The organism is Nocardia sp. NPDC005998 (assembly GCF_040614395.1).
Lineage (GTDB): Bacteria > Actinomycetota > Actinomycetes > Mycobacteriales > Mycobacteriaceae > Nocardia.
This window is the reverse complement of record NZ_JBEXUI010000002.1, coordinates 94,610-117,884: the sequence shown is the minus strand read 5'-3', so window position 1 is coordinate 117,884 and position 23,275 is coordinate 94,610. Positions and strand designations below refer to the sequence as shown.

24 protein-coding genes are annotated in these 23,275 nt (G+C 65.0%); 9 read left to right on the top strand and 15 right to left on the bottom strand.

Annotation, left to right across the window (positions count from 1 at the left end):
* Positions 1-4 precede the first annotated feature (4 nt).
* Together ABZ293_RS04170 and ABZ293_RS04165 are read left to right on the top strand one after the other, a co-directional pair.
* Positions 5-2,911 carry an FAD-binding and (Fe-S)-binding domain-containing protein gene (locus ABZ293_RS04170; protein ID WP_355177249.1) on the top strand — a complete coding sequence of 969 codons (2,907 nt, stop codon included), beginning with the start codon at positions 5-7 and terminating at the stop codon, positions 2,909-2,911.
* A gap of 327 nt (positions 2,912-3,238) precedes the next feature.
* Positions 3,239-4,186: a DNA-3-methyladenine glycosylase 2 family protein gene (locus ABZ293_RS04165; RefSeq protein ID WP_355177248.1), complete on the top strand. Its 948-nt coding sequence runs from the start codon at positions 3,239-3,241 to the stop codon at positions 4,184-4,186.
* Between the two features lie 179 nt (positions 4,187-4,365).
* Here ABZ293_RS04165 and ABZ293_RS04160 read toward each other — a convergent pair whose 3' ends face one another.
* Entirely contained in the window at positions 4,366-4,572 is a 207-nt protein-coding gene (locus ABZ293_RS04160) for a hypothetical protein (RefSeq protein WP_354954113.1), read from the bottom strand.
* The gene (locus ABZ293_RS04155) at positions 4,572-4,862 is read right to left on the bottom strand and encodes a hypothetical protein (RefSeq protein WP_355177247.1); all 291 of its coding nucleotides are present in this window, start codon (positions 4,860-4,862) and stop codon (positions 4,572-4,574) included. The genes ABZ293_RS04160 and ABZ293_RS04155 overlap by 1 nt, the downstream gene beginning before the upstream one ends.
* 560 nt (positions 4,863-5,422) lie before the next feature.
* Between ABZ293_RS04155 and ABZ293_RS04150 the strand changes: the two genes are divergently transcribed.
* The 4 genes from ABZ293_RS04150 to ABZ293_RS04135 all read left to right on the top strand — a co-directional run bounded on the left by ABZ293_RS04150 (position 5,423) and on the right by ABZ293_RS04135 (position 7,159).
* Positions 5,423-6,382 carry a helix-turn-helix transcriptional regulator gene (locus ABZ293_RS04150; protein ID WP_355177246.1) on the top strand — a complete coding sequence of 320 codons (960 nt, stop codon included), beginning with the start codon at positions 5,423-5,425 and terminating at the stop codon, positions 6,380-6,382.
* Positions 6,379-6,570, top strand: a complete 192-nt coding sequence (locus ABZ293_RS04145; protein ID WP_355177245.1) for a DUF397 domain-containing protein — start codon at positions 6,379-6,381, stop codon at positions 6,568-6,570. The genes ABZ293_RS04150 and ABZ293_RS04145 overlap by 4 nt, the downstream gene beginning before the upstream one ends.
* Positions 6,571-6,584: 14 nt before the next feature.
* The gene (locus tag ABZ293_RS04140; RefSeq protein ID WP_355177244.1) at positions 6,585-6,809 is read left to right on the top strand and encodes a DUF397 domain-containing protein; all 225 of its coding nucleotides are present in this window, start codon (positions 6,585-6,587) and stop codon (positions 6,807-6,809) included.
* 152 nt (positions 6,810-6,961) lie between these two features.
* Positions 6,962-7,159 carry a hypothetical protein gene (locus ABZ293_RS04135; RefSeq protein ID WP_354954103.1) on the top strand — a complete coding sequence of 66 codons (198 nt, stop codon included), beginning with the start codon at positions 6,962-6,964 and terminating at the stop codon, positions 7,157-7,159.
* Positions 7,160-7,213: 54 nt separating this feature from the next.
* Here ABZ293_RS04135 and ABZ293_RS04130 read toward each other — a convergent pair whose 3' ends face one another.
* The 3 genes from ABZ293_RS04130 to ABZ293_RS04120 are packed head-to-tail and all read right to left on the bottom strand — an operon-like array spanning position 7,214 to position 10,767.
* Positions 7,214-7,960 (bottom strand): succinate dehydrogenase/fumarate reductase iron-sulfur subunit, encoded by a 747-nt coding sequence (locus ABZ293_RS04130; protein WP_355177243.1) that lies wholly within the window; start codon positions 7,958-7,960, stop codon positions 7,214-7,216.
* Positions 7,961-7,965: 5 nt separating this feature from the next.
* Entirely contained in the window at positions 7,966-9,906 is a 1,941-nt protein-coding gene (locus ABZ293_RS04125; RefSeq protein ID WP_355177242.1) for a fumarate reductase/succinate dehydrogenase flavoprotein subunit, read from the bottom strand.
* 30 nt (positions 9,907-9,936) lie between these two features.
* Positions 9,937-10,767, bottom strand: a complete 831-nt coding sequence (locus ABZ293_RS04120; protein WP_355177241.1) for a hypothetical protein — start codon at positions 10,765-10,767, stop codon at positions 9,937-9,939.
* A 392-nt stretch (positions 10,768-11,159) separates the two neighbouring features.
* Between ABZ293_RS04120 and ABZ293_RS04115 the strand changes: the two genes are divergently transcribed.
* Positions 11,160-12,398 (top strand): acetyl-CoA C-acyltransferase, encoded by a 1,239-nt coding sequence (locus ABZ293_RS04115; protein ID WP_355177240.1) that lies wholly within the window; start codon positions 11,160-11,162, stop codon positions 12,396-12,398.
* A gap of 335 nt (positions 12,399-12,733) precedes the next feature.
* On the opposite strand, the gene ABZ293_RS04110 is transcribed toward ABZ293_RS04115, so the two are convergent.
* From ABZ293_RS04110 to ABZ293_RS04075, 8 genes are all read right to left on the bottom strand, one after another.
* Positions 12,734-13,021 carry a hypothetical protein gene (locus ABZ293_RS04110; RefSeq protein ID WP_354954093.1) on the bottom strand — a complete coding sequence of 96 codons (288 nt, stop codon included), beginning with the start codon at positions 13,019-13,021 and terminating at the stop codon, positions 12,734-12,736.
* Between the two features lie 229 nt (positions 13,022-13,250).
* Positions 13,251-14,453: an alpha/beta hydrolase gene (locus tag ABZ293_RS04105; RefSeq protein WP_355177239.1), complete on the bottom strand. Its 1,203-nt coding sequence runs from the start codon at positions 14,451-14,453 to the stop codon at positions 13,251-13,253.
* 939 nt (positions 14,454-15,392) lie between these two features.
* Positions 15,393-16,187 carry an ESX secretion-associated protein EspG gene (locus ABZ293_RS04100; protein WP_355177238.1) on the bottom strand — a complete coding sequence of 265 codons (795 nt, stop codon included), beginning with the start codon at positions 16,185-16,187 and terminating at the stop codon, positions 15,393-15,395.
* 4 nt (positions 16,188-16,191) lie between these two features.
* Positions 16,192-17,496 carry a hypothetical protein gene (locus ABZ293_RS04095; protein WP_355177237.1) on the bottom strand — a complete coding sequence of 435 codons (1,305 nt, stop codon included), beginning with the start codon at positions 17,494-17,496 and terminating at the stop codon, positions 16,192-16,194.
* Positions 17,493-17,870: a hypothetical protein gene (locus tag ABZ293_RS04090; protein ID WP_355177236.1), complete on the bottom strand. Its 378-nt coding sequence runs from the start codon at positions 17,868-17,870 to the stop codon at positions 17,493-17,495. The genes ABZ293_RS04095 and ABZ293_RS04090 overlap by 4 nt, the downstream gene beginning before the upstream one ends.
* 9 nt (positions 17,871-17,879) lie before the next feature.
* Entirely contained in the window at positions 17,880-18,470 is a 591-nt protein-coding gene (locus ABZ293_RS04085) for a DUF3558 domain-containing protein (RefSeq protein ID WP_355177235.1), read from the bottom strand.
* 161 nt (positions 18,471-18,631) lie between these two features.
* Positions 18,632-18,850 carry a DUF397 domain-containing protein gene (locus ABZ293_RS04080; RefSeq protein WP_355177234.1) on the bottom strand — a complete coding sequence of 73 codons (219 nt, stop codon included), beginning with the start codon at positions 18,848-18,850 and terminating at the stop codon, positions 18,632-18,634.
* The gene (locus ABZ293_RS04075) at positions 18,847-19,728 is read right to left on the bottom strand and encodes a helix-turn-helix transcriptional regulator (RefSeq protein ID WP_355177233.1); all 882 of its coding nucleotides are present in this window, start codon (positions 19,726-19,728) and stop codon (positions 18,847-18,849) included. The genes ABZ293_RS04080 and ABZ293_RS04075 overlap by 4 nt, the downstream gene beginning before the upstream one ends.
* A 316-nt stretch (positions 19,729-20,044) precedes the next feature.
* Here ABZ293_RS04075 and ABZ293_RS04070 point away from each other — a divergent pair, with 316 nt between their 5' ends.
* Positions 20,045-20,521, top strand: a complete 477-nt coding sequence (locus ABZ293_RS04070; RefSeq protein WP_355177232.1) for a DUF4254 domain-containing protein — start codon at positions 20,045-20,047, stop codon at positions 20,519-20,521.
* A gap of 712 nt (positions 20,522-21,233) precedes the next feature.
* Here ABZ293_RS04070 and ABZ293_RS04065 read toward each other — a convergent pair.
* Together ABZ293_RS04065 and ABZ293_RS04060 are read right to left on the bottom strand one after the other, a co-directional pair.
* Positions 21,234-21,962: a HEAT repeat domain-containing protein gene (locus ABZ293_RS04065; RefSeq protein WP_355177231.1), complete on the bottom strand. Its 729-nt coding sequence runs from the start codon at positions 21,960-21,962 to the stop codon at positions 21,234-21,236.
* 96 nt (positions 21,963-22,058) lie between these two features.
* Positions 22,059-22,241, bottom strand: a complete 183-nt coding sequence (locus ABZ293_RS04060) for a WXG100 family type VII secretion target (protein WP_355177829.1) — start codon at positions 22,239-22,241, stop codon at positions 22,059-22,061.
* 365 nt (positions 22,242-22,606) lie between these two features.
* Between ABZ293_RS04060 and ABZ293_RS04055 the strand changes: the two genes are divergently transcribed.
* The gene (locus tag ABZ293_RS04055) at positions 22,607-23,149 is read left to right on the top strand and encodes an ester cyclase (protein WP_355177230.1); all 543 of its coding nucleotides are present in this window, start codon (positions 22,607-22,609) and stop codon (positions 23,147-23,149) included.
* Positions 23,150-23,275: the final 126 nt, after the last annotated feature.

Below are 23,275 nucleotides of genomic sequence, written 5' to 3'. Positions count from 1 at the left end.
CGGGGTGGACGAGGAGCGGGTGGTCGAGGGCTTGCGGCGCACGATCGCAGGTGAGGTCGACGCGTCCGCACGCAGACGCGCGGAGTACTCCTCGGATGCGTCGAACTATCGGGTGCTCCCCACTGCTGTGGTGTTCCCACGCGTGGACGAGGATGTGGCGCGCACTCTCGAGTTCGCCAAGAACAACGGGCTGTCGATTACCGCACGGGGCGCGGGAACCTCGGTGGCGGGCAATGCCATCGGCCCGGGGATCGTGCTCGACTTCAGTCGACATATGAATGCCGTCCGCGAGCTGGACCCACAGCAGCTGGTGGCGCGGGTCCAGCCGGGTGTCGTCCTTTCGGAACTACAGCGTCGGGCGGGGGCGTACGGACTGCGGTTCGGGCCCGATCCGTCGACGCAGAATCGGTGCACGCTCGGCGGGATGATCGGCAACAATGCGTGCGGACCGCATGCGGTGGCGTGGGGGCGCACCTCGGACAATGTGCGTGAACTGCGGATTCTCGATGGCACCGGTGCGGCGCGGACGCTCGCGGACGATCCGTCGGCAATCCCCGGGCTGCCCGAATTCACCAGGGCGAGTCTGGCCGTGCTGCGCACCGAACTCGGCCGATTCGATCGGCAGGCCTCCGGCTATGGGCTCGAACATCTAGTGCCGGAACGTGGTTCCGCGGTCGCCAAATCGTTCGTCGGCAGCGAGGGCACCTGCGGGATATTGCTCGAGGCCACGGTGGCATTGGTCCCGCTGCCACCGGCCACGGTGCTCACGGTGCTCGGCTATCCCGATATCGCCAGCGCCGCGGACGATATCGCGGCCGTTATGGCAGGTGATCCGATCGCCGTCGAGGGCATCGACGCGCGACTGGTCGATATCGTGCGCGTGCACCGCGGCGCCACCAGCGGCGTACCGGAACTGCCGCGCGGCAGCGGCTGGCTGTTCGTCGAATCCGCCGCAGACACCGCCGCCGAGGCATATGCCGCGGCCGAAAAGCTCTGCCGAAGCGTCGGTGCGCTCGATGCCAAGATCGTCACCGATCCCGGTGTCGCCGCGGCACTCTGGCGGATTCGCGCCGAAGGAGCCGGATTGGCCGGACGCACTCCGGCGGGTCATCCGGCGTGGCCGGGCTGGGAGGACGCGGCCGTCCCGCCGGAGCACCTCGGCGCGTATCTGCGCGATTTCGCCGCGCTGACCAGCGACCACGGCGTGGACGGTCTGTTATACGGCCATATCGGCGACGGCTGTATCCACGTCCGGCTCGATCTGCCCATTGCCGATGCGCCGCAACGCTTTCGGACCTTCCTGCACGACGCGACCGAACTGGTGGTCCGCTACGGCGGATCACTGTCCGGCGAGCACGGTGACGGCCGGGCCCGCTCGGAATTGCTCTCGGCCATGTACTCCCCGGATGTACTCGACGTATTCGCCGGGTACAAGGCACTTTTCGATCCGGACGAGGTACTGAATCCGGGCGTACTGGTCGCCCCGCGTCCGATCGATGCGGATCTGCGGCTGGTCGGTGTGCGTCCGATCGAACGTGCCGGTGGTTTCGCGTTTCCACAGGACAGCGGTGATCTCGCCGCGGCCGTACATCGCTGTGTCGGTGTCGGCAAATGCCGTGCCGACACCCGGGCGACCGGTGGTTTCATGTGCCCGTCCTATCTGGCCACCGCCGACGAGAAGGACAGCACCCGCGGCCGGGCCCGTGTGCTCCAGGAGGTAGTGCGCGGCGCACTCCCCTGGTCGTCCGAGGCGGTCGCCGAATCGCTCGAGCTGTGCCTGTCCTGCAAGGCATGTCGCTCCGACTGCCCCGCCGGGGTCGATGTGGCGACCTACAAGTCCGAGGCGCTCTACCGCCGGTACCGACACCGCCCGCGCCCGATCGATCACTACACGCTGGGTTGGCTGCCGCGCTGGCTGGCTGCCATGAGCCGAATGCCGCGCGCGGTGAACGCATCGGCGGATATCGGATGGTTGCGCCGAATTGGTTTGCGCGCCGCCGGAATGGATCCGCGCCGCGCGGTTCCGCGGCTGGCGGACCGCAGCTTCCGCCGCATCTGGCGTGAGCTGAACGAGCAGGCGGATTCGTCGAACCATCCGCGCGCAGCGGAGCCCACGACCGGTCGAGCGCCGGCAATCGCGTCGACCGATATCGCCCGATCGCCGGCGGGCCTGCCATCGGCGGACGCCGCGCACGGGCCGGGTGTTGCGGCTCAGCAGGTCATGCTGTGGGTCGATACGTTCACCGACGTCTTCGACCCCGAAATAGGCTTGGCCGCAGTTGCATTGATCGAGTCGCTCGGCTATCGGGTGCGCATCCCCCGACGGCGCGTGTGCTGCGGACTCACCTGGATCAGCACCGGTCAACTCGACGGCGCCCGAGCCCGATTGCGGGCGACCCTGGATGCCCTGGATGAGCATGTGCGCGGCGGCGGCATTATCGTCGGCCTCGAACCGTCGTGCACGGCCGTGCTGCGCGCGGACTTGCCGGAACTGCTACCGGAGGACCCCCGTGCGGCCGCGACCGCCGCGGCCGTGCGCACCCTCGCGGAGTTCCTCGCCGAACAGCCGAATTGGCGACCGCCACCGCGGACCGGACAATCCGTGGTGGTCCAACCGCATTGCCATCACCATGCCGTGCTCGGCTTCGATGCCGATCGCCAGCTGTTAGCCAGCATGGGAACAAATGTGACTGAGGTCGCCGGATGTTGCGGCCTCGCGGGAAACTTCGGAATGCAGTCCGGGCACTACGACATTTCGGTCGCGGTCGCCGAGAATGGCTTGCTCCCCGCGCTGCGAAACGCGCAAGACGATTCGATCTTGATCGCGGACGGTTTCTCATGTCGCACCCAGGCGGCGCAGCTGAACGGCCGCCGCGGGCTACACCTTGCGCAATTCCTGCTCGGCGAGTGAGTGTCAGCTGCCAAACGGCAGGGTGCCGGGCGGAATCTGGTAGCCCGAGCTGCCCGCGGAAACCGCACCCCAGGCATTGAGCAACCAGTTGAGCACAGTGGTGATCATTCGAAACCTCCGTTTTGGCGACTGCCAGCTATTTGCCGAACGCAACAATATCGCCACACCTATTTGTCGCGTTACTAAATGTCGGCGTATCTGGGGTTATGTCGAATCTCTATCAAGAATCGCACACTCGGACCGAAACTCCGGTTTGCCACGCAACATTCGCACGCGGCAACGGTGGGCGAGAGGTCCGCGCGCAGGTCCGGCGGGCACAATAGGTCGGTGCGCAATCAGACGGCCGAACCGGACCAGAGCCGGTCCGGTCTGACCAGGACGGTCACCGCCGAGGGCCCGATCGACCTCGCGCCAACCCTCGCGCCGCTTTCCCGCGGTCGCGGTGACCCGTGTCACCAGCTCACCACCGACGGTGCGCACTGGCATGCCTCCCGGATGCCGACCGGCCCGGTCACCTACCGCCTCAGCCAAGCCGGTAGTCATGCGGTCGACGCCCGCGCCTGGGGCCCCGGCGCCGCCGAATTCCTCGACGGTCTCGACCATATGCTGTGCCTGGACGAGGATCTGTCCGATTTCGTCCCGGAACATCCGAAGATCGTCGACGCGCACCGCCGCTTCCCCGGACTGCGCATGCTGCGCACCGGCCTGGTCTTCGAGGCATTGGTGCCCGCGGTACTCGAACAGAAGGTGCATACCGTCTCCGCCCGCGCGTCCTGGCGAAAGCTGGTGCGGCAGTTCGGCTCGCCCGCACCGGGGCCGGCGCCCGCCGGATTGCTGCTGCCGCCGGATGCCGATACCTGGCGCCAGATACCGTCCTGGACCTGGCATCGCGCCAATGTCGGGCCGCAGCGCGCGCAGACGATCGTGCGCGCGGCCCGGCTGGCGGATGCGCTGGAGCGGGCGGCCGCCGAGGAACCCGCGGTGGCCGCACGGCGCCTGCGGACGGTGCCCGGTATCGGAGTATGGACCGCAGCGGAGATCGGCCAGCGCGCCTTCGGCGATGCGGATGCCCTATCGGTCGGCGACTACCACCTCGCAGCCATCATCGGCTGGACCCTGCTCGGAGAGCCCATCGACGATGCCGCGATGGTCGAATATCTGGAACCGCTACGGCCACACCGCTATCGGGCCGTCCGCCTGCTGGAGATCAGCGGTTACGCGCACAAGCCGAAGTTCGGCCCGCGCACCCCGCTCACCGATCACACCTGGCACTGACCGGATCGGTCGCCGGACAACACGTTTCGGCAGCTCATCCGCCGGTCGGTCGGCAGCATGCCGACGATGGGCCACCGATTCGGCAGTCACCCACCGCAGCACCCGAAGGCAGTCCAGCAGCACATCCGGAACGCCGTGCTGGCGGGTGGTCGAGATAATGGCTGTCGGCTCGGCGGCGCTCATAACGGCAGCGCGCGCTCGTCCAACACACATTTGCCCGCCTCGACCAGTGTCGTGCGTGCCGCGCGGCGGACCCGGCACCGGTCGACGGTGCAGTCGATATGCAATTGCATTGCGGCGTGGGCTTGTTCGGTTGTCAGCACACCGGGGTCGCTGCCACAGGCCAGTAGCGAGGCGACATGCATATTCAGGTTGGTGAGTTGCATCAGACCACCTCCGCCCGGCGGCGGACCGAGCGGACATGTCGGCTGTATCGGGAGACCGGCCCGTCGTCCCACGGGGCCTGCTGAATTGCCATCCCCAGGGCCTCGAGTGGGGTGAGTCCGATCCCTTCGGCGAGATTGCCGACCGCGCCGAGCAGTGCTGGCACCACCTCAGCAACCTGCAGGGCGGCAACCGCCTGAGGACAGGTCAGGGTGCGCCCGGGCAAATAGGAAACCACCCAGCTCTCCTGCCCGACGCTGCGGGCTCGATGCGGGGTCAAATCGCTGGTCATCAACGACGACGCTATGACACTTACAGCCATGACTCCTCGTTCCTACGTGCGATTCCTGCGACGCTCGCGACGCGCCCGTAGGCGGTAGCTTGCGTGACCACGGAGGGCGCCGCGAGTGTCGCCATCGAATCCTGCGACGCTCGCGACGCGCCCGTAGGCGGTAGCTTGCGTGACCACGGAGGGCGCCGCGAGCGTCGCCATCGAATACTGTGCGTGCCCGGAGCTTTCACCAAGCGAGGGGAACGACGCCTGTTCACTCCGGGCACATTTCCAGCACACCACCGTGACATGTCACGAACGACGTCCTTGGGGGATATCCGAAGATTTGGCGCGAATTCCCAGCACAAAACCCAACCGGGAAGGGAGGATTCTCCATAGTGGACGAAACAACCCGCTACCCAAGCGAAGTGACGGGGAACCGAGCTTGTGGGGTCGCCCCGGAGCAAACCTTTGGGTCTGTATCCGAGCCCGCGGTGTGCGCCGCGGGTCCGGAGGCGGAAGCCTGCGTGCTGACGTAGGGACCCGCGAACGTCGCAATTGAATACAGAACGGAGCGTGCTGTGTCAGCGAGTTCGGCAAGAGCGTCAGACAGTTCCCGGGATGCCGCGCGCGGGACCGAACCTTCGGACCGACTATCCCCCGACAGCACCGCCTCTACCCTACCCAGACGCCAACTCGGCCGATATCTTCGGGACTGGCGCACGCAGGCGGGCCTCACCATCGCCGAAGCGTCCAGGCTGATGGAGTGGGGCGCAAGCACCCTGCAGCGCTTGGAAAAAGGCCAGGCAGACCGCATTCGTACCATCGATATCCAAGAGCTGTGTCACATCTACGGCATCCCGGACGAACTGTCCGACGGCCTGAAGGGCCTGGCCCAGCAGGCCGCGGTCAAGAGCTGGTGGCACGGCTACGGCGACCTCATCCCGGAGAACTTCGACGTCTACGTCGGATTGGAGGCATCGGCCCGGCGACTCGCCTGCTACCAATCCGAACTCGTACTCGGCCTGTTCCAGATCGCCGACTATGCCCGAGCCCTCAATCGCTCTGGCTATCCCGATGATTCGGATGCCGAAATCGAGCGGCGTATCCAATTGCGGTTGCAGCGCCAGGCTTTGATCACCCGCAAGGCCGTACCGGCGACGGTGGATGTGGTGTTGCACGAATCGGTCCTGCGCCGGGTGGTCGGTGGCGCCAAAGTGATGGCGGCGCAGCTACGTCATCTTGCCGATATCAGCACCCAACCCAATATCTGCCTGCGTATTCTGCCGTTCGCGGCCGGTGTTCCACTCGGGGTTTCCACCGGACCGTTCACGGTTCTGGCATTCGGAACCGATAGCAAGGGCCAGCCGGTCGAGCCGCCTGTGGTGTACGCCGAGGGCTTGACCGGGGATCTCTATCTCGAAAGACAAGCCGATGTCCGGCGGTACGATCGTGCGCACGAGTGCCTCCAGCGCAGTGCGCTGGATATTCAATCCAGCAGACATCTGCTTCGGCAGGTGGCGAAGGAGTATGTGGCATGAGTACGGATTTGGTTGGCGCGCAGTGGCTCGAGCTCACCCGCAGTGGCGCGGGTAAGCACTGCGTCGTCTTCCTGGATGGCGGTCGGGTCGGCGTGCGCGACAGCAAGAATCCGAGTGGATCCGCCCTGGTCTTCACCCCGGGCGCATGGAATGTCTGCACCGCCGGTGTGGCGGGTGGCGAGTTCTGAGGGAGTTGCGAGGCGTGAGCATCAACAAGGGTGCGAATGTTGATCTGTCCGATGCTATCTGGCGTAAGGCCGGTGATGGCACCGGAAAGGACAGCGTGGAGGTGGCGTTGCTAGCGGAGGGGCACGTCGCATTGCGCGACGGTAAGAATCCCGATGGCCCGGTCCTGGTCTTCACGCCCGGTGAATGGGCCGCCTTCACCGCGGGTGTGCACGATGGTGAGTTCGACCGGCCCGAGTAGTGCGACCCGCCCGGCGGAGTGCCCGCCGGGTCCGGTCACCTGACGGCCGTGCGATGCCCGGTGATCAGATGTGATCGGGGAGATCACGAAACAGTGCAGATTCGACAACGAAACTGTGTTTGCCGCTGACGATTACGGGTAGACAACAACTTGTGGACCGTGGGCTCAAGAGTTCCCATCCCCGGTACAAGAAGTTGCGGCCGGGCGATTGGGTGGAATGGCTGATCGTGGCACTGCTTTTCGCGGTGTCGGCGGTGGGTGTCTTTGTCCTCACCGGCTCATTTCTATCGTCGCTGTTCGTCGGCGTGCTGGTATGGATGGTCGCCGTCGGAGTCGTCGCGTTGTTATAAAGGGTGCGCCGACCGGCCGGGCATCGAATCCCGGCCGGTGGTCGCGAGGGTGGGTCAGCGCCGGAAGAGCTTGTTGCCCAACCAGACCAGCGGATCGTACTTCTGGTCCGCCACCCGTTCCTTCATCGGGATCAGGGCGTTATCGGTAATCTTGATGTGCTCCGGGCAGACCTCGGTGCAGCATTTGGTGATATTGCAGAGTCCGAGTCCCTGCTCGTCCTGCGCCAGATTGCGGCGATCGGCCACATCGAGCGGATGCATCTCCAACTCGGCGATCCGCATCAGGAACCGCGGACCGGCGAAGGCTTCCTTGTTCTCCTCGTGGTCGCGGACCACGTGACAGGTGTTCTGGCACAGGAAGCATTCGATGCACTTGCGGAACTCCTGGGAGCGTTCCACATCGACCTGCTGCATCCGGTAGTCGCCGGGCTTGAGATCGTCGGGAGGCGTGAAAGACGGGATCTCCCTGGCCTTCTGGTAGTTGAACGACACGTCGGTCACCAGATCCCGGATCACCGGGAAGGTGCGCATCGGCGTGACGGTGATCAGTTCATCCGGCTGGAACGTCGACATCCGGGTCATACACAGCAGCCGCGGCCGACCGTTCACCTCGGCCGAACACGAACCGCATTTGCCCGCTTTGCAATTCCACCGCACCGCGAGATCGGGCGCCTGGGTGGCCTGCAGGCGGTGGATGATGTCGAGCACCACCTCACCCTCGTTCACCTCGACGGTGAAATCGTGCAGTTCACCGCCGTCGATATCGCCGCGCCACACGCGGAATTCGGCGTCATAACCCATTTTCCCTACGCCTCGCCTTCCGTGGCTGATACCGAACTTGCCGGATGGGAGGCGAGTTCGGCTGGGTTGTAATACTTTTCGAGCTCACCGAGATCGAAGAGCGAGAGCAGGTCGGCCCGCATCGGGATCTGGTCCTCGGAAACGACCCGAACGCCCGGCACCGGTCCGTCCGCGTCGGCGGGATCGATCGAGCACACCAGCAGCTTGTTGCGCCAGGCCGCATCCATGGTCGGGAAGTCGTCGCGGGTGTGTCCGCCCCGGCTCTCGGTGCGCAAAAGCGCTGCCTGCGAAACACATTCGCTGATCAGCAGCATATTGCGCAGGTCGAGGGCGAGATGCCAGCCCGGGTTGAACTGCCGATGCCCCTCCACCGTCACATTGTCGAAGCGTTTGCGCAGGTCTGCCAGGCGCGTGATGGCCTCCTGCAATTCATGTTCCTTGCGGATGATGCCGACCAGATCGTTCATCGCCTGCTGCAGATCGGTGTGCAGGGTGTACGGGTTCTCCCCCGTCCCTTCGACAGGCGGATCGAACGGCGCCACCGCGGCTTTCGCGGCGGCGCTGATATCGGTGTCGGATACCGTTGGCCGCTCGGCCAGTTCCTCGACGTAGGTCGCGGCGCCGAGTCCGGCCCGCCGACCGAATACCAGCAGGTCCGACAGTGAATTGCCGCCGAGCCGGTTCGAGCCGTGCATACCGCCGGAACACTCACCCGCGGCGAACAATCCGGGCACGGTGGCCGCGCCGGTATCCGGATCGACCTCGATGCCGCCCATAACGTAGTGGCACGTGGGGCCGACCTCCATCGGCTCCTTGGTGATGTCCACATCCGCGAGCTCTTTGAACTGATGGTGCATCGAGGGCAGTCGCCGCCGGATCTCCTCGGCGGGCAGCCGCGAGGCGATATCCAGGTACACCCCACCGTGTTCGGTGCCGCGCCCCGCCTTCACCTCCGAGTTGATGGCGCGGGCCACTTCATCGCGGGGCAGCAGATCCGGGGTGCGCCGCGCGGAGTCGTTATCGCGCAACCACTGATCGGCTTCTTCCTCGGTTTCGGCGTACTGCCCCTTGAAGACCGGCGGGATGTACTCGAACATGAACCGCTTGCCTTCGCTGTTCTTCAGCACGCCACCGTCACCGCGCACACCCTCGGTGACGAGAATGCCCTTCACACTGGGCGGCCAGACCATGCCGGTCGGATGGAACTGCAGGAATTCCATATTGATCAGCGTCGCCCCGGTCCGCAGCGCCAGCGCGTGTCCGTCGCCGGTGTACTCCCACGAGTTGGAGGTGACCTTGTAGGACTTGCCGATGCCACCGGTCGCCAGCACCACCGCGGGCGTTTCGAACAGGACGAAGCGCCCCGACTCGCGCCAATAGCCGAACGCGCCCGAGATCCGGTCGCCGTCCTTCAGCAGTTCGGTAATGGTGCATTCGGCGAAAACCTTGATGCGCGACTCGTAGTCGCCGGTCTCCGCGAAATCCTCCTGCTGCAGCGAAACGATCTTCTGCTGCATGGTCCGGATGATCTCGAGTCCGGTGCGGTCGCCGACATGCGCCAGTCGCGGGTAGGTGTGGCCACCGAAGTTGCGCTGGCTGATCCGACCGTCGGCGGTCCGATCGAACAGCGCCCCATAGGTTTCCAGCTCCCACACCCGGTCGGGCGCCTCCTGGGCATGCAATTCGGCCATGCGCCAGTTGTTGAGGAACTTGCCACCGCGCATGGTGTCCTTGAAATGGGTTTGCCAGTTGTCCTTTTCATTGGCATTGCCCATCGAGGCGGCGCAACCGCCCTCGGCCATCACGGTGTGCGCCTTGCCGAACAATGACTTGCACACCACCGCGACGGACAGACCGTGTTCGCGTGCTTCGATCACCGCGCGCAGTCCGGCGCCACCGGCACCGATGACGACGACGTCGTATTTGTGCCGTTCCACTTCTGGCATGGCCGCGAAACTCCTGGTTTGTGAGGGCGGTTAGTTGATGAACCGCAGATCCGAAATCGTGTCGCTGGCAACCAACATCACGTAGAAGTCGGTCAGCACCAGCGTGCCGAGGGTGGTCCAGGCCAGTGCCATATGGCGGGTGTTGAGCTTGGAGACCTGGGTCCAGAACCAGTACCGCACGGGGTGCGCGGAGAAGTGCTTGAGCTTGCCGCCCATGATGTGCCTGCAGGAATGGCACGAGAGGGTGTAGGCCCAGAGCAGGATCACGTTGCCGAGCAGCACGATATTGCCGAGGCCGAAGCCGAAACCGCCGGTCTTGCCGTGGAATGCGTAGATCGCGTCCCAGGTGTTGACCAGTGAAACCAGTACGGCCACATAGAAGAAATAGCGGTGCGCGTTCTGGATGATCAGCGGCAGTTTGGTCTCGCCGGTGTACTTGGCGTGCGGTTCGGCGACCGCGCAGGCGGGCGGCGAGAACCACACCGCGCGGTAATAGGCCTTGCGGTAGTAGTAGCAGGTCAGCCGGAACCCGAGCAGGAACGGCAGGACCAGGAAGCCCAGCGGCAGGATCGCCGGGATATGGCCGAACCAGGCGCCGAAGTGACGCGCGCCCTCGACGCAGTCGGTGCTCACACACGGTGAGTAGAACGGCGTCAGGTAGTGGTAGTCGTCTACCCAATATGCCGTTCGCACATACGATCTGATCGTCGCGTAGATGACGAAGGCGGCCAGTCCTGCGGCCGTCGTTAGCGGTGGGATCCACCATCGGTCGGTGCGCAGTGTGCGCGCGGAGATGGCGGCCCTGGTCTTGCTGAAGACGCCGGTGCCCGTTTCCGGGGTGGCGGTCGGTGCGGCACTCACAGGTGGATGCCTCGCTGATCTGCTGTGCGGACGGTCCCCGTGACCTCCGCAATCGAATGTGATGCTGAGCACCATACGACAACCCGGCTATCGAGTGAGCGAGGTCCCGCCAAACATGACCCACCCTCAGGTCCGTGATTTCCGCCACATTCGATCGAGGTCTGCCTCCCGCGGGCCGCGGCGAGCCGACCGCGAAACCGCCGAACTCTCCTAAAACAGAACAGGATTCGAGCGCGCCCGCGAGCAAGGAAACCGCAGGTCGATTTTTCGGCCGCACGAACGTCACGCGGCGGCAACAAACGTGTGGTCACCTTTCTGGAGATTCAACCGCTGACGTGCGCTGATGCGACCGCTGCTCGCGGACGGCCCGGCCGGGGGAAGGAGTGACCCAGATGAGGAGAGCCGCGATCGTGGCGCCGGTCCGGACCCCGAGCGGGATCGAGGGTGGCGCACTGTCCGGTATGCCGCCGGAATGGCTGGCCTCGACCGTCCTTGCTGCGGTGATCGCCCGCGCGGGCATCGATCCGCTGCGCATCGAGGATGTCGCGATGGCCAGTGTCGACAACCGGGCCAGCGCCCCCGAGCTGAGCCGGCTGGCCGCACGGGTCGCCGGACTGCCGTTCGCGGTGCCCGGATTCCTGACCGACCGCCGCTGCGGCAGTGGTCTGCAGGCGGTGATCACCGCGGCGATGATGGTGCAGACCGGTGCGGCCGATGTGGTGGTCGCCGGTGGGGTCGAATGTTCGGCCGCCAGCGATTACCTGTCGACCGATCCGCACCGGTCCGGCGATCTGGCGAATGCCGAAGAGTTGGCGAATGTCGAAGAGCTGGCCCGCTATTACGGCATCAGCCGGGAGGCGGCCGACGAGTTCGCCGTCGCAAGCCATCGCAAGGCCGCCCGCGCCTGGCGGCAGGGCACCTTCTCCGCCGAGGTGATCCCGGTCGGGGTCGTCGACGATGACACGGACTGGAACGAATTCGATACCGCGGTGCGCCATCGGATCATGCGCGACGAAGGTGTGCGCGAGGACGTCTCCACCCGTACCTTGGCAATGCTGCGCCCGCTGATTTCCGACGGTGTGGTCACCGCGGGCAATATGAGTTCATATCGGCACGGTGCGTCGGCCTGCCTGGTCGTGGCCGAGGACCGGCTCGACGAACTCGGCGTGGTGCCGATGGCCTATCTGGTCGGCTGGGCCGCGGCCGGATGTGATTCGGACACCGCGACTCTGGGCGCCGCCCCGGCCGTCGCCAAATTGCTCGGCCGCACCGGATTCACCCTCGACGATCTCGATCTGATCGAGGTCAATGAGGGCTTTGCGGTGGAAGTGCTTGCGCTGGCACGGGAATGGGAGCTGGATCCGCGTGAGCGGCTCAACGTCAACGGTTCGGCGATCGCGCTCGGTCATCCGGTCGGCGCGACCGGCCTGCGGATCATGACCACGATGCTGCACGAGCTGGCTCGCACCAACGGCAATTACGGTCTGGAGGCGATCGCGCTCGGCCCCGACCACGGCATCGCGGCTCTCTTCGAATCGGCGGGCGCCGCCCCGATCCCCGAGACTCCCCGCGGCGCCCGCTTCCACGGCGTCCGCCCGTCCCGCAGGTCGGGTCGGCACCGCGCCTCCTGAGTCGGAGGATCAGATCGAGGCCGCACGCGCTGTTCTAGCGGCCGCTGAGCAATTCGGACGGACCGCGGCAGCAGTATCGCGGGGGGAGGGGGGAAAGCGCGAGCGAATATGCCAGGGGCGCAGTACATCCCGAGCTGCGGGGCCGCAACAGCAGTCGGCGCTGCAACCACCAGGGGCTCACCGCATTCGGATCGATGCCGGTGACCCATTCCGCACGTTCAGCGGCCCGAATGTGGGTTGTTCACCGCACACGTGCGATTGCGCGTGTGCGGTGACCAAAGCGCGTATGCCAGTTTCCGTGCCGACCGGTACGGACGGCGCGTGGAACCGGGGAGCTACTTCGTGCGCGGGCGGGAGTGGAAGCCGAGGCCCTCGTCCTGCGCGCCCATCCACGCCGCCTCGTCGGACTTGCTGTCCGGGACGTAGATGGTCTCCTGCGGGCGATGCGTGAGCTGCTGCGGCGGTGACTGCTCGAGTTCATCGGCATCGATCACGAGCCGCTCGAGGTCGTTTTCCAGTCGTCGCACCGAATTGGCGTCGCCATAGTGCGTGCGCAGTGCGCCGATGGATTGCCGGAGCTGCCCGACCGCGTAGCGGAGTTCAGCTATTTCGCTGCGTGTCATCGATACCTCCTGTGTTCCTTGGCGGGCAGACGAACTCGGTGGGTAGCGGATGCCTCCATGGTCTGCCTGGGAGCGCCCCGCACCAAGTCGTGTGACTCACCACACAACGTGATCTACAACACAGTACGTGAGGATTTGCGATCTGGCTCGTCGGACCAACTTTTCGAATGTTGCCCAAACATTGCCGATGGGCGTGGCAAGCCATCCGTGCACTTCGACGAACACGAGCTCAGCTGGCAGTGGCGTATCCGGGACCCTGACCGCGCATGGCGATGATGACCCGATCGACCAGGTCGACTATGTAGGCGGCCACTTCTTCGGCGCGTTCCAGGTGCACGCTGTGTCCCGCTCCCTCGAGCCGGACCAGCTGTGAGCCGGCCAGTTGCGAGGCCAGCACCACCGAATGCGTGAACGGCACGACAATGTCGGCCGAACCGGCCAGCACCAACGCCGGAATGTCGCCGAGGCGCGGCAGCGACGCGCTCTCGTCGAAGGTGATCAGCGAGGCGAGGAAGCTCGACATGGTGAGCAGCGGGGTGTCGTTCATCATCGCCGCGGCGATCGCGACCATGCGACGGTTCGTCGTCTTGGTGCCCATATTTGCCTCGCGGGCGATCGGCTCGAAGATCCGGCGGGACAGCCGCTTGGAGGCATGCATGAGCCGCGGCGCGCGCAGCACCGCAGTCTGTAGCGAGTTCACCGCGCGCCGACTCAGCAACCGACCGAGTCCCACCTCGGTGAGGCCGTTGGCCGCGCCCGCGATCAGGCCGATGCCGACCACTCGGGTGCCGATCGCCGCCGGGAACAGCCGGGAGTAGGCCAGGGTCACCATCGCGCCCATCGAATGTCCGACCAGGATGATCGGGCCGGTCGGCACGACCGTGCGCAGTACGGCTTCGAGGTCGTGGCCGAGCTGATCGATGGTGTAGGTCGAGGGGTGGGCAACGCCGGACTCGCCGTGGCCGCGGTGGTCGTAGAAAACCATTCGGGGGTCGGTTCCCCGATAGTCGGCCACGTCGATTTCACCGATCGCTCCGTCGCTGTACTTACCCGGCCCGTCGGCTTCGCTGACCGTCAGCCCGCTGTGCCAACCCGCCCCGCCGGCTTCGCTGACCGTCAGCCCGCTGTGCCATCCCCCGTCGGCTTCGCTGACCGCCATTCCGCTGTACCAACCCGCCCCGTCGGCTTCGCCGACTGCCATCCCGCTGTGCCTACCTGCGGCTTCGCCGACTGTCCCCCACTGTCGCAGCAACTGATCGCGCAGGAACGACCAGGATTCGGTGCGCAGGCAGTGACCGTGCACGAAGACGATGGTCAGGGGCGCGTCGTCGGCGCCGTGGGTGCGGACCGCGATCGGGACACCGTCGTCGGCCGACACCGTAATGCGATGGCCGTCGTAGTCGGCGGCCCGCCGGGCGATGGTCATGGACATGAAGGTTCTCCTGTGCCTCGGTGGACACCCGTACGGAGCGTTCTTGCCCGGTTGTCGAGTTGGATTCCCGAGCCGTTAACGCTCCATACCGGTCGTTATGTACGCGTTGTCCAACTGAGGCCGCCGATCGACATCGCGGGGTCGTCCGCTCGCCGCTCGGTGAATCTAAGAGCCAGTAGGTTAGACGCTAGATTCGGGTAGATAACCATGGCTGGCCGGAATTTGTCGGCCAATTGATCAGATTTGATCAGATTTCCTAGAAATCGCTAGAGATTGCTATCGGGTGATCACGAATCCGAAGTATCGAAAATCTATCGGAATCTATCTATTTTTCAAGATTATTTAATATTTATCGATTCAGTGCGGCCCAGCTGCGCACGCACGGTGCGAGCCGTCACCCCTGCCGCAGGTGACGGCTCGCACCGGCTCCGGCCTACTGCCCCGCGTCCAGACAGCTCCTGCCATATCGCCCCCTGGGGGCAGGGGGCGAAGGTAGTCGAAGGGTGGTCGCCCAGGCTGATTCGACCGCCAGATGACTACGTTCGGCGAGCAGCCGAAGTGGGCACATCCCCGCCGTCGGCGGCAAGACTGCGCACGTCCAGCCATACCCCAACAACCCCCCCAATATTGGACAAGCGATCACCATGCGCTGATGCAGGCAAACGCCGAGAGCACCCCTGCACCAGCGCATTCTCGACCGATCGGATTGGGAGTGCAGGGGCGGGGCGATAGGTGGTCGCGTGAGGGGGGCGATGGCAGGAACGGTCGTAGGAGATCGACCTCGGTCGAGGGAGCGATCTGTCATTCCGTGATCTACGGGTTCGGTGCTCTGGCTCGGATCGAAGATGGCCGCCTCCAGTTGCTGGTGGCGGCCGCTGTGTTGAGGCGTCATTTGGTCGGGGTCGCGCGCGGCTGGTTGACGGGTAGGGGCGGGGTGGGTCAGCGGCGGGAGCGGAGGTATTCGTCGTGGGCGAGGTCTTCGCGGTGGTAGCGCTGGGTGAGGGTGAGTAGGCGGTGGATTTCGGCGGCCATGGCGGGGGCGGCCATGGGGGCGGCGATGATGGGGTCGCCGGTTTTGACGTAGTAGCGGCCGTCGGGGTAGTCCATCCACCAGAAGCCGCGACCAGGGGTGGGGCGGGCGTCGACGGCCGGGCCCGCGTAGATGGTGATCTCACCCAGGCCGGAGCGGGTGCGCTGGAAAATGCGGTCCAGTTGTTCGAGGGGGCCGTAGTCGTGGGCGCGGCGGATATGGCGGTCGCGGTCGGCGGCGATCTCCTCGCGCCGGAACTCCAGTCGCGGTTGCGTGCCAGGACCGCGCTGCGGCAAGGCGGCGACGGCGTGGCTGCAGACCTGCTGGGCGGTGCAGTATGTGATGACCACATCGCCGCCGGTGTCGGCGGTGACGCCGGGCAATTGGGTCAGCGCGGCACCCATGCTGTCGCGGATCGCGCCGTGGAATCGGTAGGTCTCGGATAGGTAGGGGCCGCCGAAACCTTTCGACTCCACCCGGGCGTCCGGCTCGAGCAGCACCTCGATGGCGTGTTCGAGTTCGGGGGAGTACTTGTCGAGCAGGGCGGTGAGCGCGGCCTCGCGGTGGCGTTCGAGCTCGTCGAATTCGGTGATTTCGGTGCGGTAGTGCAGCGGGTACGGCAGCCGGTCGCGACCGTATGCGGCCCAGAGCATTTCGAACTCCAAGCCGGTGAGCCTGTGCTTGTTCACCCCGTCGGCTGCCATCCCCCTAGTACTGCTGTGCACCGTCGGGGTCACCGCCGATCACCGGGGGCACGGTCTTGGGTAGCGAATCCAGTCCGGTGGCTTCTTGTCCGTGCTCGGCGGTGATGAGGTAATCGGGAACACCCTTCTTGCGATCCTCATCGCTGCCCTTCCCCTGACCGGCCCCGCCCATGCCCGACATTCCGGATGTTCCGGCCCGGCCTGATGCCGTGGTGCTCTGGCGCGCGGCCGAGGCGGCTGCGGTGGAGCCGGTGGTGGGTGTGCCCGCGACGCTGCGGCCCGGGCCGCCCGAGGTGCTGCCCGGACTACCGGTGCCGACGCGGCCACTCGAGGGGCTGCCGATTCCGGGTGTCGCGGAGTGCGGGGTGCCCGTGGACGGACCGCTGGTTCCGGACGTGGTCGGTGTCGCGGTGGTGGGTGAACTGGATTGCGTTGTCGGCGTGGTGCTTTGCGGATTCGTACTGGTGGGCGTCGTGGTATCCGAGGTCGCCGCCGTTGGCTGCGTGCCCGTTTGTCCACCCGTACCGGATCCCGAGTCCCCGCCTGTCGGGCCGCCGTTGCCGTTTCCGTTGCCGTTGCCGGAACCACCGCCGCCACCTGAATCGCCTGGTGAGCCACCGGGATTCGGCCCTGGTGTGACCGGGCCGCCGGGGCCGTCTGTGATCGTCGGCGCGGTGGGCATATATGGAAGCCCGACATCGGTCTGCCCCGCCACCTGGCCGTAGACCGTCCGTAGGATTCTGCGGCCCTCCTGCTCGGCCTCGGTCTGGGTGTATTCGCCGGACTTCATGACGCCGTCCTTGGGCAGCGTCTTGCCGGTGATCTCCGGGCGTTCGGTGAGGCCGGGCATGAGTGCCTGGGTCTGCTCGAGGCCGGTCTTCATTTCGGAGAGTTTGAGGCTGGTCAGCGTTGCCGCCGTGGCGAGGGGGACGGATTTTTCGTAGTAGTTGTTCACGGCAGTCGTCGCGGCCTGTGCCGCCGTGCCGGTCCAGCCGGGGCGGCCGTTCTGGCCGTCGATGGTGCGTGCGAATTCGCGGTTGAAGGTTTCGAACGAACCCTGAAGTTCCAGTCCGATATTCGCCCACATCGTGACCGCGTCATCGACCAGTTTCGGCTTCATCGCCGAGACGGCGGTCTGCATTTCCTGGAGAGTTAGGTGGTCGTAGCTATCCGGGGTGGTGACGTGCGGCGGCTGCGTTTCGCCTTCGAAATTCTTGTAACCGGATTCGGTCTTGTAGATCCAGTCGCGGTCCCGGTTCCACTGTTCTTGCGCCTCGATGATGCGGCGCTGGTAGTCCTCGTAGGTCATTCCGGGGTCACCTGCGTGAGCTGGGAGGCGTGGTATTGGTCTTGGGCGACGAAGTTCGCGATCGCTTTTGCGACGACCTCTTTGGCGGTCTCGACGGCATCGATGTGCTGCATGATCACGGTGTCGAGCGAGCGGTCGGTTCCGGAGGCGGTCTCGGAGAACTTCTTCTCCAGGATCTTGCCGGAGTTGAATGTCCCGAAGCCCGACATATTGCTGATGCGCCTAACCCCCAGAAGTATCGTGTTCAGCCTGTCGATTTGGTCGTCGCAGACCTTGTCCAAGTCTTTCCCGACTTCCGGGTCCAGCGATAGCTCACCGGCATTGGCTTGGTCGAGTAGCCGTGTCCATTCGTCTGGATCGATGCCACTGATCATTTCCCCTCCTCAGCGCACAGGCAGATACGTGGCCAGGGCTTCAGCGAGCCGACGCGCCTGGGCACACGGTTCACCGGCTTTGGCTCCAGAGGAGCCGTACCGGTTGGCCACATCGAACTCGACCATTCCGTGGGGCACCTCAACGGCGAGCCAGCAGGTCAGGTCGTGCGTCGCACCGGGCTCTCGAAACTGGAGTGCTGGACGAGTACCAACGGTCGTCGATGTGAAGTCTGCATAGTCGGTCCTTTGTCGGGCCTCCTCAAGTGTGTGTTCCGACGAGAGGATCCCAAGGTTGTACGCCTTCGGCTCCGACTCCCAACTGCATACCTTCCAGCCCGTCGGGTCAACGCCCGCGACTTTGTTGTCTTTACTGGCGGTGTTCAATCCGAGCGCGGTAAGCGCTGAATCGGGGATCGTGCACGGATCCCAAACGGCGGCTTCGGGGTCGACCGATGTCGTTGCGGCAGTGGTTGTCTTCGGTGCGCTCGACGTGGCAGCGGTCGGCTTCCCGTCCGTCGAATCGCCATTGCACCCGGCGAGCAGCAGCATCGCGCCAAGGGCCAAGGCCGCAGCGGGCAGCAGCTTCGCTTTACCAGTCATTCGCGAACCCCTTCACTACCACCGGTTGCCGAGGGGGCTATGCGCATCCCCCGCTGCCCCGCACCTTACCGGCGGATGTTGGCGACCAGCAATGAGAGTGCAGGCCAAACAAGATCGAGACCTCCCGCCTCGGACGAGCGGGAGGTCTCGAAGCGATCCGACTACGACCGGCGGAATTCCCCATCAGTGATGGCGGCGGCGAACGCATCCCACGCGCCGCCGCTGAACACCAGTGCCGGGCCGTCAGGGTTCTTCGAGTCCCGGACGCCGACGAGATCGCTTGATAGGAACGCGACTTCAACGCAGTCCCTTGTGGCGGAGCTTCGGGTGCTTTTGAACCAGCGAGCTCCAGAATGGTCTATGTCGCGCTTGAGGGTCACCTTGCATACTCCCTGGCTAGCTGCCGCAGCAGACTTCTACTGGTCGTTTCATCTAGTGCTGCGCGTTGAACTGCCCCGTGAGCATCATGGTAGTGCCGGACATCGTCCTGCGACTCCAAGTACAAACAGCCGGTCAAGTTTTCGAGATAGACGACCGATGGCTCGATCGGCTCGCCCTTCTTGTCCATCCCGAAATCGATTACGGTGAACAGCCCGATCGGGTCACCCAATGGGATACCGGCCGAGTTCGGGAGCACCCGAAGCGTCACGTTCGGCAGTGTGGACATGTCCGCAAGGTGTCGCAACTGTGCGCTCATGATCCGCGTGCTGCCGACAACCCGGCGCAGCGCACCTTCGAGGAAAACGGCATTCAATTCGACAGGTTGCCGCTTGCGGGTGAGAGCCCTCTGACGGCGTTGTTTGACATCGACTCGTCGATCGACCTCTTGGCTGGAAGCCCCGGGCAGCGCCGACCGCACCATGGCGCGTGTGTAATCCGGCGCTTGCAACAACCCCAGAACGACATCTGGCGCGTACGACGTCAGCCTTCGCGCCGACGCCTCTAGCCCTACATACACGTCGAAGTCTGCCGGTATCAACTTCCCAAAATCATGCCACCAGCACTTGCCGGATGCCTCCTGCGCCAGCCCCATCAGTCCGGCGGTCACCACCTCGTTGGCGTCGTACACGCTGCACAGCTCCCGAATATCCAGCAGCCGTATCTTATTCGTCTGTCCAGTCTCCAATCGCTGTAGCGTCGTCGTGCCGCGTTCGATCAGCCGCGCGGCTTCCGGCATGGTCATTCCGGCCTGCAAGCGCAGGTCTCGGAGGTGCCGTCCCAGTTGCCGTCGCGGCACCGTGCTTCCTGTTTCCGACATGGCCCCCTGCCTTCGGTCTCGGATCTGAAGAGATTCGTCCGTGGATGGATGTGTGCCACGCGAAACGGATTTCGTCCTCGCACTTCGGTGCGAATGGCTGGAAAACCCCATGAAGACGCTGACTCCTCCGCCTGTCGCGTGCTCTGCTGTTGCCGCGCCCGGCCGGGGAGCCGTAGGAAACCGAGAAACCTATTGGATCACAACGGATCGCCGTTATCCGGAAATTCGGCCGGGCGCACCGGAATTCACCGATACGAACCGAGGCATCCATGACCCACCCAGCAGTCGACGCATCCGGCTCACCCCGAGGGCTGCCATGCTGATCGACCCGCTGCCGACCAAAGGAGCGATGCTGCGCGCCTGCCGCGGCGTCGAACACACCGAACACCCACTGCTACAGGCGGCCTACGAACTCACCTGCTTACACGAACGCCGCCGCACCCACCCATCCCCCACCGCCCCCAACGGACTCGCACCACAATGCCCACCCGACCACGCCTGCCAGAACCCCGAAATCGACACCCGCAGAACACATCTGGTCCGCGAAATCGACCACTGGATCCACGCCAACCTACCCCCCGCCCACGGCTCCGCCTCAGTACACACCGAAACCCTCGGCACCGTAATCGACCGCCTAGCCGCCTACACCGCCACCGCCTACACCGCCCTCACCAGCCCCTCCGACCACGCCCTCGGCAACGCCTGGGAGCGCCTGGCCGAACTGGCCATCGCCTACGAAGACCTGACCACCGACCTGACCACCGGCCGCCGCCGCCTCCCGGGCGGTCCCTAACCTGCGGCTGCCCACCACCGGCCGCCGCCGCCTCCCGGCCGGTCCTTAACCTGCGGCTGCCCACCATCGGTTGCCGCCGCCTCCCGGGCGGTCCCTAACCTGCGGCTGCCCACCATCGATTGCCGACGCGCACTTGCCGACGCGCTGAGCAGCCTCGCATCCAAGCGGTCAGGTTGGCCCTGCTCCGCTCGTGCGCGACACGCGACCAGCCCTGCACGCAACCGCTTCCACAACGACAGCAGTACCGGCTCGAGCTCGGTCATGAATGCCCGAACGAGGAACTTCCGGCCAACCACCGCAAGCCTCATCACGTGGCTGTTGACTCGGGCAGCGCGCGGCGCAGGATGCGACGGGGTAAAGACCACGATGTCATCCAAAGCGTCCCCCGCTCGACCACCGGCCGCCGCCTGCCGGGTGGCCCCTGAACCGACCCCCTGCTGCGGGCCGCACCAAATCCAAGCTCGCACAGAGGTTCTGATTTTCGACTCGGTGTGTGTGCGGAACGTCGATATGAGACCGTGTCGAAGGTGGGTGAACTCCGTTGGCCCCCAACGCGGGTCCTAACCGCACCGCTGTCCGTGACCTGCGCCGCACACCGACTCGCACCGACAGCACATGCGTCGCGCCGCCGCGCCGGGTCAAGATTGGTCGCCCAGCTTGCGAGTGCTTTGGCCGATCAGGAACTGCGGCGATTACCCAGCGCTGCCGCCCTCTAGGTCGGCAGCATGTCGCTGATCCGATTGACGTGCCGCGAGGACAACGGCCAACGCATTGCGACTATGTCGAGCATGGACTTGATGCGCGCGGAGTCCTCCACCAGTGTCGGTGGTATCGGGGGCTGCAACAGATACTCGATATCGTTGAGCAAGCGGGCCGAGTCTTCCTGATCCATATGAGCCGCCTCGCGGCTGATCTCCGCCAGCTGCGATTGATCGCCGACCCGATAGGCGACGATTCGAACTTGCGGTCCGATCTCCTCGTCCCGCCCGAATTCCTCAGCTAGAGCCAATATTTCGGCAGGCGGGAGGTCACCTGTACGGCCCAGGGAGTCGATCGCATACCTCCGCACCGCGCCATACTCGTCGACATCGCGCACGCACTCGACCAATTCGGCGGTCCCATGCCCCGGGTAGCTTCCCAACGCCTCGGCAATGGAAGCGCGCACTATCCACGACGGGTCGGCGCGCAGCAGGTCCACAAGGACGTCGACCGCGGGACCGTACCGAACGAGGCCGAGCGACTCTGCCGCTTCGTTGCGAACCATCTCGTCGTAATCCGACAGCATCCGCAACAACACCGGCCCGACAACCGAAACCTGTGTTACACCCAGATATCCGATTGCGCGCGCCGCTTCACTACGCACAGCGATATCGCGCGACTCGACGAGCGGCAGGATGTCGGCGACGGCTCGGCCGTCGCCGAGCTCGATCAATTCGATCATCGCACGGACCTGCTCACCAGGATTTCCCGATGTGAGCGCCGAATTGAGCGGGGAGCCTCCGCCGTCCACTTGTACCCACATCCTTCGATCGCTGTCTTAGGCGAATTCCCGTGCTCCCGAGATCCACTGCTGATCGGCCTCCGAATATGCCTGTGCGGCAATGCCTTCCCACCCCGTGTCGCGCAGGGTCGCGATCCGCGTGTCGATCTGATCGAGGTGATCGGCGATGTAGGCGGCCACCCCGGAAAGCCGGGCAATGATCTGCTCGAGTTCGTCCAGGTCGTGACCATATCAAGAGTGTGCACGAGCGGCGATTAACAGTGAGTTAGCTGTAGATTCTCGCGCTGCCCGATCCGTGTAACAACCCGTGCTGGCGCCACCATGGTGTTCTCATCCGAGGGATCCCTGCGGTCGACTCCAAGTCAACTTGTCGAACTATAAATCCACAGGCAGGCATCGTGCCGGCGAGCGGCAGTCTCTGCTGCCCTCTTACTTCGCGCACGAAAGAGGGGCACAATGATTGCGATATACCGGCTTCAGGGTTTGCGATTAACGGGTAGCTGAATGTCTGCTGATGATATTCGGGCGGGCATCCGCCGTGATGACAGCGTCCACATACTGGGGCGCGGCGCCTGGATCCACTGATGGCATCGCGGCCGCGCTCCGCACACTCCGCGCCGGGCACCGCGAATGCTGCCTGTAGCGAATATGGCCGCCCCGCCAGTTCGGCGCCATCAATCGATAGGAGAGCCATGTCAGAACAGAACAAGGCCGCGGCAAGGCGCGTCTTCGACGCATGGAACGCGCGAGACCTCGCTGTGTTCGACGAGGTGTTTGCAGCCGACTTCATCGACCACGATCCACAGAACCCGTTCGCCGATGTCCATGGCCCCGACGGCTTCAAGCGGCTCGCGCAGATGTATCACGCCGCGTTCTCGGATCAACGGTTCTTGGTCAACGAACAGATTGCCGAAGGCGACTTCGTCACTACCCGATGGACGGCGACGGGCACCAACGACGGCGAGATGATGGGCATGTCCGCGACCGGCAAACCAGTGGTGGTTCAGGGAATTACGATCAGTCGGTTCCGGGACGGCAAGGCCGTCGAATCCTGGGTATGTTGGGACACGCTCGGGATGATGCAGCAACTCGGCGTCGTCCCATCGGCGCACTCCGCGACGACCTGAATCGCAACGTGGATGCGCACCGTGTCCTTGGCGAGCGAGAACACGGGCGGGATACGCGCATACGGTTCGGTCCGGAGTTTCGGAGGTACCGAAACCGTGTACGAGCGATCATGCTACGAGCCGTCA